Source organism: Singulisphaera acidiphila DSM 18658 (assembly GCF_000242455.2).
GTDB lineage: Bacteria > Planctomycetota > Planctomycetia > Isosphaerales > Isosphaeraceae > Singulisphaera > Singulisphaera acidiphila.
In genome coordinates, this window is sequence record NC_019892.1 from 5,028,357 (window position 1) to 5,040,826 (window position 12,470).

The window sequence follows — 12,470 nt, forward strand, 5'->3', positions numbered from 1 at the left end:
ATCGGATTATCTTCACGAGAGGGCATGACCGTGGCGAGCGTCGTACGAATCCTCATTCTTCTGGCGGCTGGTCTTCTGGCGGACGGAGCTTCGGCGCGAGGGCAGGCCCCCGCCGTCGCGGGTGACGACGCGACGCGGTCGGATCAATGGCGGAATGCCCAGCGCTGTGGGATCAATGCCGCGTATGTGTTTCTTGGCCTCCAGGACATTAAGGCCGACTACGAATGGCTCCTCCATCGGATCGGTGTCGGGGATCGCGGCAGCACGTTGAAGGACCTTCGGATTGCGACCTCTGAGGCCGGCCTGCCCACCGTCGTCGCCAAGACGACGCTCGAGGGCCTGGCCCGGACGCCGATGCCCGTCGTGGCCCACATGGAGCGGCAGAGCTCAAGTGAGTTCTCACGCGACCCTCGCGGGCATTACGTCGTCGTGCTCTCGGTCAACGACCGGATGGTCCGCTACGTCGACGGGACGACCGGGAGCCTGACGTTGGCCCCTCGGCTCGACTTCACCCGCGAGTGGACCGGCTACGTCCTTGCCGCCGCCGGGGGCCGGCAGGCGGCGGGGTGGCCCCGCCCTCCTTGGCTCGGGGTGGCCGCCGCCGGCCTGTTCTCGGCCGCCGCCTGGGGAGCCTTGTTCCTCGCCTGCCGCGCCTCGGCCGCGCGAGGGCGAGGCGTTGTCGCCGGGTTCGGGCTCGTCCTCGTCCTGGTCACGGCGGCCGGGACCGCCGCTGCTGCCGATGATCCGCCGAAGCCAAGGCCGGTGCCGACGGTCGCCGAGGTCCGCGCCGAGATCGAGGCTCAGCGTGCCCGGACCACGGCGCTTCTGGTCAGCTACGCGACCAAGCAGACGGCCCTGGCCGAGCCGGCGATCCTCGTGAAATACCTCAACAAGCTCTACCTGCGCAACGACCGGATCGAGGACGCCTTCAAGGGGCCCAAGCGATTTCACAAGGTCAGCCAGCCGAGCCAGGCCGCTCCGATCGCCCCGCTCGCGCCGCCCGAGGTCGATCCCAATGCGCCTCCCGCCATCCGCGAGAACCAGGAGCGGCTCCGCAAAGCGTACGAGGACAACGCCGCGAAGACGAAAGCTTCGGCGAAAGCCCCGGGGAAGTCGGAAAAGATCACCTTCCAGCCCGAGGAGGCGTGGGCCTACAACGGCAACGGGCTCGACCTCAAACGCCTGATTCGCGGGCTCTCCGAGGTGCACGACTACCGCAAGGACGGGACCAGGATGGTCTTTCAGTCGGGCTATCTCCAGAACGTCGGTTGGGAGCCGGATGACCCCACGTTCCCCAAGGCGGGGCGGGAAGTCCGCAACGCGATGACCTTGCCTGGGGTCTTCAGCGTGTTCCAGTACAAGGTGAAGCCGACGACCGAGACGGTGGAGGACGGTTCGGTCTGCGTCGTCCTCACGGGACGAGGCACCATGGCGGGCCTTGAGGTCGAGAGCAAGCTTTGGCTCGACCTTGACCACGGCCTGATGCTCCGCCGCCATGAGTTGGCCCAGGTCAGCGACGGAACCGTCGGGCTCCGGGTCGAGGCCGACGAACCGAAGTCGGTCCCGGGCGCCGAGGGGATTTACCTGCCGGGCCGCTGCCGGTTCTTCGAGTTCGCCCCGCCGTATGCCCCGGCCAACTTGAAGGGCAAGGGCCTGGCGCAGACCGAGATGACCCTGCTCGAGTCCAAGGCCAACGACCTGGTTCCCGACTCCCTCTTCGAGTTGACCGCGCCGCCGGGGACGCTCGTCAACAACTACCGGATGGGGAACGAGATCGGCTTGCAGGCCGGCTATCCGGTGGAGTTCGTCGTTCCGGCCGACGCCACCAAGCTCGATTCCGTCATCGACCAGGCCCAGCAAGCGGCCTCGCGGACGCGGGCTCAGTCGTCCGGCAGCCGTTGGCTCATCATGATCAACCTGGCTGGCGTGTTGGTGCTGGCGCTGGTCATCGCCGGCCGTCGATTCCTTCGCCGGAAGTCGCAATCGACCGAGGGGCCGAAATCATGAACGCTCCACACCGCTCAACAACCCTGAAGCCCCTGGTCCTGTGCGCGGCGGCCCTGGCCCTCGCTCTGGCCCCGGCGTGGGCGATCGCGGGGGACGCACCGAAGTCGGCCCCTTCGATCGAGGAGATCCGCCGCGAGGTCGACGCCGTCCGGCATCGGATTCGGAGCCTTTACGTCGAGGCGACCTCCCGCAACAAGAGCGCAGGAAGCGCGGCGGGCCAGTTGCTCGAGATCCGCCATGTCCTCGCCGCCAAGGGGCCGCTGCGCTATGCCGAGATGGCCCACCGGACGCCGCCGCTCGACTGGTCGGAGGATATTGGCTACACCCGGAGCTATTTCACCGGCAAGACCTTCGACGCCTTTTATGTGTTGAACCGCTATTATGAGACGCTGCAAGTCGTCCCTGACGAGTTCTCCAGCACCAAAATCCGCGCCGAGTTCTACATCGAATGCACCGGATGGTGGCCGCCCGACGACCTGACCACCCCGCGCGGCCTCGACCCGTCGACCCTCCTGCACGTGGCCCTGGCCGACCCAGCTTGCCGGGTCCGCCCCGAGCTTGAGGAGACCGGCGGGGTCCCTTGCGTGGTCGCTGAGATCGCCGACCGTGACCGGCTCTGGCTCGACCCGGTGCGCGGTTTTGCGATCGTCCGCCGCGAGTTCATCGGCCCGTCGGTCCGGATCCGCTACGAGAACTCCGATTTCCGCGAGGCTGCCCCCGGCACCTGGCTCCCCTGGCGAATCCTCAGGGTCGTCACCACGCGGACGAACCCCGCTGCGGGAGAGACTGCCCGCGACGTGGTCCTCTCCGAGTCTGACCGGACCGTGGGCCTGCTCCGGGTCAACGACGTCGATGATGCCATCTTCACCTTCCGCGCCGCGCCTGGCACTTTGATCCACGACCTCGATCACAAGAAGGTCCACCAAGTCCCCGGCGGCCTCGACATGATGGACGAGATCATTCGAGCCGGCCGAAAGTTCCTGATCGGCGGCCGAGCGCCAAGTCTGGCCTCGACGAACAATCCGCCGCCGATTCTCGCCTGGGCTCTGGCCGTCTCGGCCCTCCCCGCGCTCGTCTTGATCGGCAAGCGCCGGCCTTCGTTGATAACCGGAGGTGCGCGGACCTCGACCGCGAACGCCCGACCTTAAGGCGATCGCTTCGCAGTTTCCCTCTACAGGACAAGCGATCGTGGCAGTCCTGGTACCCTCAATCTCGGTGCAGACTTCGCCGAAATGACCGGGGCTGATTCCGTTTTACTCGCCGAGCGATGCGTCGGTCGATCAGTCCGACTCGCGCCAGATGAGCGGACTCACCGAAGGCAGGACCGTGAGGGTTGACGGCTTGGGACCGATCGACTTTCTGTAGCCCCACAATAGTTGCCCGGTTCCGTTTGGTAGGCGGAGGTGGTGTGACGACCGCCATCGTCCCGGACGGGGCCCCGTTTAACAACCGTCGATCAGTCGCTCAGGTACACGAAGTCGCGAAAACTACCGTTGAGTGGACCGACCGTTTCTTACATTCATCTGGTCGTACGCCCACTCTCATCGATCCAGCCAAATCTACGCATGTTGGTGATCGAAAAGCGATCGTCGAGATATTGGGCGATTGCCCAGTCCATTACCGTCTTAAGTTCCTCAGGATTGTATTTCAATTTATCTTTGAGTTCCTTAGCCCTGCCCCCGATTTCGATGGCGATCGCGTCACGACAGTCGTGATATGACTGACCGTTCCGTTCAGGTGAGTTGGAGTGGATGAGCCTTCGGATCTTCCCGATTTCGCCGTCCTTGCCCAGATCGCTTTCATCAAGGAGGTCGATCAAAACCGCATTCATGTATCCGTCGCCATACCTTCGCTCAACCTTGCGTAGTGCGGCTCGTAGTACCCGCGCAAACCGTTCACCTTCTTGCTGGACATTCTCTGCCTTGATGCCCAGATTGATTGTCGCCGTGTTGAAGTCGTCATCCCATTCGTAAATTTGAGGAGGCTGATCGACGCCTTCCTTCTTTCGCAGAACGATGAATTCGGGTGCGGATGAGCCTAGCGCAGACGAGTCCTTTCGGAGTGAGACCCTAATCTCGTCTCTGGCCTTGATGCGGTCATCCAGCCATTTCACCACCGGGTCTTGAGGGGCATCGTTGGGCGAACGCAGAAGTTCGTCGAGAATGTTCATGCTACCTTTCCCTCGGCCAGCATTTTCGCGTCGTTAACCAGTCCTGAAAGGACGAATCGAGCCGCGTTGATAGGTGCAATTTTTCGACCTTCTTTGATTACGTTGTCACGTTGTTCGTCCGCGAAGTCACTAATCCCCTTGACAACGCACCATACCGAATCGTCAGGCTTCAACGAAGCCGCCAATAAACCCACGCCTTCCATCTCGCCGCCCACGATTTCCTCGTTCCCGTGCGGAACACTATGCAGCAGTTCGTCACGATAAGCAGCACAGTGGATACGGGCTGCTCCGGACAGCATTGCTCCAATGTGAATATTGAACGAAAATCGTGTCCTCTCTTTTTCTCGGCGACATCGCTCCAGAAGGCTGGGCCGGGGCTCATCAGAATTCATGTGCATGTAGTCATTGACGTATCCTGGTCGACCTGCGTTCGGCTTCACATCTCGGTTGTCGTAGGGCAGCAGCAACGCCGACACCAGTACATCCCCAATCTGTTGGACTCCAGGGGCGATCCCAAACGCCATTCCGATTTGGAGAATCCCTTGCGCACCTGTTGCGGCCAAACATCGAACCGCCTTGGCTGCCGACCCCAAGCGGCCGTGTGCCCCCATCACAGCACGCCCATTGTCTCGCGACGCACCAATAGCCACCACTGTCTCGCCACCGATGGTCCCCAACCGCCAAGCATCCTGGCTCAGGCCAAAAAATCGGAGGTGCCGCGTGAGGGCTGCATCCTTTCGAAACTCGACTCCGTACTCTTGAGCTGCCTCCTCCAGAGCCTTTTCCTCGGCGGAGGTCGCCAGGAAAAGGAGGAGGCTACAGATCGGACCCGGTAGTAGCGATTCCGTTGGCTCGGACATCCCGACGTGCCTCCCAGACTCGACTGCCAAATGGCGTTATCGTATCACGCCACTACTGCCGTCGGGAGCCAGTCGGCGGAAATCCCCATCACACACTCACCGTCCTATCTAAAGTCTATTGTACTTGGAAATTGCAGGGTTTTCCACACGTCGGGCGTGGTTGGTCGTGGTAAAGTCCTCGAGAACGACGAGTCCAGAGCTCTGACTCTCAGATTTCTTCCGGAAACGATTCCTCCGCCTGCTGCCGGCCTACTACATACGCGTTTTTGATCGTCGTCTTCGCGGCGGACGGCTCCCGATGGGTCGCGGGCATCCCGCCGATTTCTGGGAGCCCCGAAGGGGCGGCCGTCAATAGCTAAGGCATAAGCCCATGGACGTGATTCAAGCGAGAATATCCTCATTATCTTTTCACTCTCCCCGCCACGGCGGGGAGAGTGTCGCCTGGCTTCGAGGAATCCCCCAGGGGCTTGTGCCCCTAGCTATTGACGGTCGCCCCTTCGGGGCTTCCAAAGATCTACCGATCGGGATCTGCGGTGTTACGGTCATGTCGGAGTCGATGGGCCCTTTTTGTCCGGCCTTCGTGGGCGGGCAGTGGAAGTCCGATGGGGCTAAGATTCGACGGCTTGTTATCCGATCGACCGACCATCAGCATCTCCCATGAGCGATCCGCAGGGCCAATCTCCTCGCAGCAAGAGCGATTCCAGCTCGCGCCTTCGCCCAACGGGCGGACATGCCTGGGCGAAGTGCAGAGGCGATCGGTGCAGTGTCCCTTGGGCCAGTCGGTCGCGGAGCTGCTCCCAGGGGCCCGGGTCGGCATAAGCATCCCGGACGGTGCGGAGCAGCAGCGCGACGGGCAGATCGGCGAACGACTCGACGGCCGAGTAGACCAGGGCCCGCAGGTCGTCGCCGTGGCGCCAGGCCGGGGCAAGGCCCGGGTCGTGGGCCGTGTCGAAGTCGAACCAGCGAGCCTCGCCGGTCCCGGGATCGAACAGGACGTTGCGGAGCGTCGCGTCGCCGTGGCTCAGGCGTTCGCACCCACCGTCGGTACGCGGCATCTCGACCCGATGCAGGTCCCGCAACGCCCGGCCTGCGGCGCCCAGGCCCCGCAATCGGGCCGGCGCCGGGTTGAGCCGGCTCCGCGCGTGATCGGCGAGCACCACCCCCGGCCATCGGGGAAGGATCAGCCAGCCCCGGGGGCCGGTCTCCAGCTCGATCCCGTGGAGCGCGCGATGCAACGCACGCTCCCTGGCCCGCCACTCCGCCCCGGGCAGGACCCGCACTCCCGACCCCAGCAGGCGCAGGTACAGGTTGCCGGGCCCGATCAGCAGCGGTCCGAACCAACGTCGCCGTTTTGCGATCGTCGGCGGCCGGCCCGGGGCCTGGCGGGGCTCGATCGCGTGCATCCGGAGCTTGCCCAGCCAGGGTCCGAGCGACGCCGGCCACCGCCCGAAGCCCGGCCAGGACCTTTCGCCGTTGGCGGTCGTCCTCGGCACGGTCCGGCTCGCTCCCTCACTCAATCGCAGGGGGGGCGAGTCCCGCGGCGCGTGCCGGATATGGTCGGGGTAATCCACGCGGCCCCGGAAGCTCAGGACCGCCCAGACGTACCGGGCGAAGGTCCGCGTGTAGCCGAAGTGCTGGAGCTCCATCCGACGCCCCGAGCTGAGTGCCGTGATGGCTTGATCGTAGACGAATCGGCGGGGCCGGGCGCGGTAGAGCCCGGCCAGGATCGGCCACTCCTCGCCGATGGCGACGCGCTCGTCGAACGGCCCGAACTCATCGAAGGCCTCTCGAGTGCAGAACATGCAGGCCGGCATTGCCTTGGCCCGCGGCAGGGGAAGCCGCCGCACGGCGTTCCAGAAGGCCCACCAGCATCGGGCCCGCCTGCCGCCGTCCAGCGCGCCGAGGCGAGTGATCCCCGCCTCGTATCCTTGTTCGTCGACCAACTCTGCGATCCGGACGAGGGCCCCGGGCGGTAGCCGGGTGTCGGCGTCGAGGAAGACCAGCGTCCGACCGCTCGCCAGCCGTGCCCCGAGGTTCCGCGCCCTGGCCGCGCCGCGGGGCGAGCAGGTCGCCACCAGCACTCCGTCTTCGGCGGTATGCTGGACCAGGGCGTCGGCCGTGCCGTCGTCGCTCGCGTTGTCGACCACGATGACCTCCACAGCCCCCCCGTCGCGGTAGCGGTCGCGCGCCTGGAGGACCGACCCCACGGTCGAAGCAATCAGCGCCGCCTCGTTCCTCGCGGGGATGACCACCGAGATCTGGGGCGGAGGCCGCTTCATGGGTGTTGCGTCCCCGGTGGCGGGCCTTCCAGGACGAACAGGTCGCGGCTGATCAGGCCCAGCAAGCCGGGCTCGGGGACGACCCGCGCCAGCTTCAACCCCGCCTCGTCGGCAAGGTCGCCGACCCGCTCGCGCGACAGCAGGCGCCGTGGGTGGAGCGGCGTTGGCGAGGGCGGGATCAGGCGGAGGGTCGCGCAGAGCCGGAATGCGACCCGCCCCTGGATCCAGCCCCGCAGTCGCAGCGCGATCCGCCCGGATCGCCCCCGAGGGCTCGACTGCAAGACAAGGACGCGACGCGAGGCGACCCGCCCTGCCTCGCGGAGCAGGGCCGCCGGGTCGTCGGTATAGCTCAGCACGAAGGCGAGGAGGCACGCATCGAAGACGCGATCGGCAAACGGCAGCCGGGTGCCGTCGAACAGGACGGGCCCGCCCCCGACGACGTGGAAATCCACCACGTCCGCCTCGGCGCACGTGCGCGCCCCCCGGGTCCTCAGGGCCTCGGCGTTGTGGCCGGTCCCCGAGCCGATGTCGAGCACCGTCGCCCCCGTCGGCAGGTGCGGGGCGATCCGCGCGGCCAGGTGCCCGGCCCGCCGGCGTAGTTGGTGGTGGAAGGCCGCCCGCAGCGGCCCGATCACGGTAAAAACTCCGAGAGCAGGCCGGGCGTCCGGCCATGCCCCAGCAGCCGGTCGACCACCTCCAGCACGCGCGGCAGGTAGCCCCGGTCTACGTCGGCCGGGTGTACCACGACGCAGGGTAGGGTCGCCGGTCGGAGCCGCCAATAGACGTCGCCGAACCGCTGCCCGACCCGCGCGAGCGGCCCCAGGACGCCCCAGTCCCACGACCAGGTCGCCAGCGGGATCGTCGGCCCATTCGCTGCCCGGATCGCGCCGAACGTCGCAAGGTAGCGGAACCCGCACCCCCCCAGTTCGTCCGCCGTCGCTCGCCCGACCTGCCAGGCCGGAGGCACGAATCCCGCGGGCACGACCCCCAGGGCCCGCCGCAACAGCTCCCGGCCCAGCCCGAGCCGGCGCCGGACCTCCTCGCGAGGCAGCCCGACCAGCTCGTCCGAACGACCCGTGAACAGCGAGAGCACGCCCGGCCGGTCCTGCCGGTGGGTGTATCCGTGCTGCAAGACCTCCCCGAACGCCCCCGCCACGAACCGTCCGAAGCCGCCCCCAGGCCCCTCGATCGGCCGCCCATGCCAGCAGGGCACCACCGCGCCCGCTAGCTCCCGCCCGACCCGCGGCGCGAGGGCCTCGGCGATCCTCGCGAGCTGCGGCAGGAAGGCCGGTGCCACGTCGTGGACGACCACGGCGAAGCGTCGACCAATATCGCTCACGCCCGGTGCCGACATCGCCTCTGTGCCTTTCGGTTCGCGTCCCCTGAACGGCCCCTAGAGTCACTTTGTATTGCAAAGCATAACGGCCGGGCTGTTCCGATTCAAGCGGCCCCGGTTCAATTCCGCCGGGGGACTGTGTAAGATTCGGACGGGATCCGCTGTATTTCTATAAAGAGGTGCTGACAGCGACTCACCGTGGAATCCCGCGAGCTGCCAAGGATGGTCACCAGCGAAATGCTTCGGATCCTGTGTCTCGCCCCCGATCAGGGTGTCTCGCTCGGACATTCTCACCGGTCCGTCCCGGGAGTGCACGCGGGGGGACAACCGCTATGATTGCCTGCCCGGGTGATGGAACACTCACGCGGCTTCTCGAGGAACAGTTGGACGGGGACGAGCTCAACTCGTTGATCGCGCACGTCGAGAGCTGCTCGTTTTGCCAGGAGAGGCTCAAGGAGCTGACCAGCGACGGCTCCCTGCACCCCGAGGGGGGCCGGTGGGAACTCGATCGAGAGAGTCCCTCGACTAATGCCTGGCTGACCCACATTCCATCAGCCGATAGCCCGGCCGCTCGACTCCGCGCGTCGCGCCGACCGGGCGGCAGCTCGGAGGCGCTGGTGGACGGAGGAACCTCCGCCCCTTGTCTTCCCGAGGTGGACGGATACGAAATCCTGGCGGAGCTTGGGCACGGGGGCATGGGGGTCGTCTACAGGGCCCACCAGCGGCGATTGAACCGCATGGTCGCGCTGAAGATGATCCGGGCCGGTAGCCTGGCCCGACCCGAAGAGCGGGAACGGTTCGGGATCGAGGCGGAGGTCGTCGCGAAGTTACGCCATCCGAATATCATCCAGATCTACGACATCGGTGAGGTCGGGGGCCTGCCGTACGTTGCGCTCGAGCTGTTGGAGGGGGGCAGTCTCGCCGCCTCCTTGGGCGGCTGTCCGCAGCTTGGGCGGCCGTCCGCGACGATGGCCGCGACGCTTGCCCGGGCGGTACACGCTGCGCATCAGGCTGGCATCGTGCATCGCGACCTCAAGCCATCGAATGTCCTTTTCGCCAGGGACGGTACTCTCAAGATCACGGATTTCGGCCTGGCCAAACACCTGGAGGAGGACGGACCCACCGAAACCGGACAGGTCCTGGGCTCTCCCTGCTACATCCCTCCCGAGCAGGCCCGAGGGGAGGCCAAGGACGTGGGCCCCGCGGCCGACGTCTATGCCCTGGGAGCGATCCTCTACGAGATGCTCACCGGCCGGCCGCCGTTCAAAGGGACGACGCCGATGGAGACCGTCATCCAGGTCCTCGAGCAGGAGCCGGTGCCTCCATCTCAGCTCCAGTTCCAGGTCCCGCGCGACCTGGAGACGATCTGCCTGAAGTGCCTGGCCAAGCCGCCCCATCGTCGCTATCCCAGCGCTGAGGCGTTGGCGGACGACCTGGATCGCTACCTCGCGAACCGGCCGATCCGGGCCCGGAGGACCCCCCTCTGGGAGCGGGGGCTGAAGTGGGCCCGGCGACGGCCGACGACCTCCAGCCTCATGGCCGTCGCCCTGCTGATCGGGTCGATCCTGTCGGGGGTCGGACTGCGCTCTCATGCCGTCGCCCAGCTCCGGCAGCGGGAGCGGGCCGAGCGCAACGCCTCCCGGAGGGCCGAAGGCGAGCGAACCTTGATCCAGGTTAGCAACCATCTGCTGGACGGCCGCTCCCAGGTCGCGGACGAGGCGTCTCTGCATGAACTGCTGGCGAAGGTTGGGACAGAGCCCCAACTGGCCGACTTGCGCGACCGGGCCACGGACCTCCTCGAGCAAGCCAGCCACCGCCGGGCTGACCGAGAATCAAGAGAGTCGGCCCGGCAGCGATACGTCGAGTTCATCCGGCGGCGGGATGACACCCTCTTCCTGGACGTCGAGCACACGGGCCCCGATGCGCCGGGCGACGTGCAGGTGATCCGCGCCTCGGCCCTGGCCGCCCTGGGAATCGTCGCGGCCGACGGCACCCGAGGCGACGGCTGGACTCCGGCCCCGTTGCCCCCCTGGCTGACGGAACGGGAGCGGGATGAGGTGATCCTGGGGTGCTACGAGATGCTGATGGTCCTGGCCGAGGCCACAGCCCAGCCGAGGCCCGGGGAATCGGCCGAGCGGCAGGCCCGCGAGGCCATCCGCATCCTGGACCGGGTGGGCGCATTGCGCTGGCGGCCTACCCACGCCTATCACCTGCGGCGGGCGGTCTGCCTGGAGCGGGCCGGCGACGCCGAGGGGGCGAGGCAAGAGCACGACGCCGCCGGCCGGATTCAACTGGACGGGTCGTTCGACCATTTCCTCAGCGGGTTGGAGTCCTTCAAACGCGGCCTGATGACGCAGGCCCGGCGACACTTCCAGAGCGTTTTGCGGGACCAACCCAGCCATTTCTGGGCCCATTGCTTGCTGGCGATCTGCGACCTGAACGCCCGCCCTGCACGCCCTGCCGAGGCCAAGGCCTACCTGACCGGCTGCCTCCAGGCCCACCCGGACCTGCCCTGGCTCTACCTGCTCCGCGGCTTCGCATCGGGCCAGATGGCGGCGACGGCCCTGGCCTCGCCCTCGGCGCAGGCGGAGGCCGCCGCCGAATTCGAATCCGCCGAGGCTGACTTTCGCGACGCCCTCCAGCGCGACCCGGCCGGCCGATTCCGCTACGCCTTACTGGCCAATCGCGCGCTCATTCGTTTCCGGGCCCAGCGATGGGAGGACGCCGCCGTCGACCTCCAGGAGGCGATCGAACTCAGCCCGCACCAGTACAGTGCCTACGTCACGCTCGCCCAGGTCTACCGGGGGCAGCAGAAGCTCGACCTCGCCCTGGAACAACTCGACCTGGCGATCGCCCGGAAGCCGGACTCGGCCGCACTCCGCCGGACGCGGGCCCTCTGGAACCTGGAGCGTCCCCACCCCACTCCCGCCGCGCTCGCTGCCGCCCTGCGCGACCTCGACGAAGCCATCCGGCGCGGCTTGCCGGGCAGTCCGGAGCTGGCGAGGGACCATGCCAAGCGGGGATACGCCCTGCTGCTGGAGAAACGCACTGCGGAGGCCCTCGACGCGTGCGAGATGGCCCTCTCCATCCATCCGACCGATGCCGAAGCACGTCGTCTGCGGCTCACGGCGCTCCTGGAGCTGAAACGCTACGACCAGGTGATCGACGCGTGCGATGACTACTTACGTTCGGGCCGTCCGTTGCCCGAGCTGCTCGAGCTGCGCGGGGCGGCCAAGCTCAAGCGAAATGACTTCGCCTCCGCGATCGAGGATTACACCGTGGCCATCTCGGTGCGACCGGGCGTGTCGAGCCTGTATTGCCGGCGCGGCTGGGCCTACCTCGTCTCCGGGGCCGCCCAACTGGCCCGGCGCGACTTCGCGGAGGCGATCCGGCTCGATCCCTCGAGCGGCGAGGCCTACGGCGGCCGAGGGGCCGCCCGGATCGCTCTCGGCCAGTTTCGCGAAGCCGCGGCCGACGCCGAGGAGTCCGTCCGTTGCGGCGAGCCTGAGCCCCGGATGCTCTACAACGCCGCACGCATCCAGGCCCAGGCGGCCGAACTCGCCACGGGCGACATCACGACGGTACGCCACGATCAGGATCGCGCCTTACTGTTCCTCGGCCAAGCCCTGCGCTACACCGCCCCGGATCAGCGGGCCGCTTTCTGGCGCGACGTCGTCCAGACCGATCGGACCCTGACAATCATCCGGCGGCTCCCCGGCTATGCTCAATCCGCCGCGGAATACGGCTTGTCCCCCCCGTGACCCCGCGCAAACAGACCCTTGTCTCGGAACGCTTCAGTCGACGATTGAATTTGTGTT

General features: G+C 66.8%; 8 protein-coding genes. 3 read left to right on the forward strand and 5 right to left on the reverse strand.

The window, feature by feature from the left end; translation table 11 throughout:
• Positions 1-24: 24 nt before the first annotated feature.
• Positions 25-2,007: a cysteine peptidase family C39 domain-containing protein gene (locus SINAC_RS19700; protein ID WP_015247359.1), complete on the forward strand. Its 1,983-nt coding sequence runs from the start codon at positions 25-27 to the stop codon at positions 2,005-2,007.
• Positions 2,004-3,155: a hypothetical protein gene (locus SINAC_RS19705; RefSeq protein ID WP_015247360.1), complete on the forward strand. Its 1,152-nt coding sequence runs from the start codon at positions 2,004-2,006 to the stop codon at positions 3,153-3,155. The genes SINAC_RS19700 and SINAC_RS19705 overlap by 4 nt, the downstream gene beginning before the upstream one ends.
• Before the next feature lie 371 nt (positions 3,156-3,526).
• Here SINAC_RS19705 and SINAC_RS19710 read toward each other — a convergent pair whose 3' ends face one another.
• The 5 genes from SINAC_RS19710 to SINAC_RS39985 all read right to left on the reverse strand — a co-directional run bounded on the left by SINAC_RS19710 (position 3,527) and on the right by SINAC_RS39985 (position 8,670).
• Positions 3,527-4,177, reverse strand: a complete 651-nt coding sequence (locus SINAC_RS19710; RefSeq protein ID WP_015247361.1) for a hypothetical protein — start codon at positions 4,175-4,177, stop codon at positions 3,527-3,529.
• Positions 4,174-5,037 (reverse strand): 5'-methylthioadenosine/S-adenosylhomocysteine nucleosidase family protein, encoded by an 864-nt coding sequence (locus SINAC_RS19715; protein WP_015247362.1) that lies wholly within the window; start codon positions 5,035-5,037, stop codon positions 4,174-4,176. The genes SINAC_RS19710 and SINAC_RS19715 overlap by 4 nt, the downstream gene beginning before the upstream one ends.
• A 626-nt stretch (positions 5,038-5,663) precedes the next feature.
• Positions 5,664-7,316: a glycosyltransferase gene (locus tag SINAC_RS38050; protein WP_015247363.1), complete on the reverse strand. Its 1,653-nt coding sequence runs from the start codon at positions 7,314-7,316 to the stop codon at positions 5,664-5,666.
• Positions 7,313-7,951 carry a class I SAM-dependent methyltransferase gene (locus SINAC_RS39980; protein WP_015247364.1) on the reverse strand — a complete coding sequence of 213 codons (639 nt, stop codon included), beginning with the start codon at positions 7,949-7,951 and terminating at the stop codon, positions 7,313-7,315. Before SINAC_RS39980 ends, SINAC_RS38050 begins: the two co-directional genes overlap by 4 nt.
• Positions 7,948-8,670, reverse strand: coding sequence for a DUF2334 domain-containing protein (locus SINAC_RS39985; RefSeq protein WP_015247365.1), 723 nt, complete (start codon positions 8,668-8,670; stop codon positions 7,948-7,950). The genes SINAC_RS39980 and SINAC_RS39985 overlap by 4 nt, the downstream gene beginning before the upstream one ends.
• Positions 8,671-8,984: 314 nt before the next feature.
• Between SINAC_RS39985 and SINAC_RS38060 the strand changes: the two genes are divergently transcribed.
• A complete protein-coding gene (locus tag SINAC_RS38060) occupies positions 8,985-12,413 on the forward strand; it encodes a protein kinase domain-containing protein (protein WP_015247366.1) in 3,429 nt (1,142 codons plus the stop codon).
• The last annotated feature ends 57 nt before the right edge of the window (positions 12,414-12,470 follow it).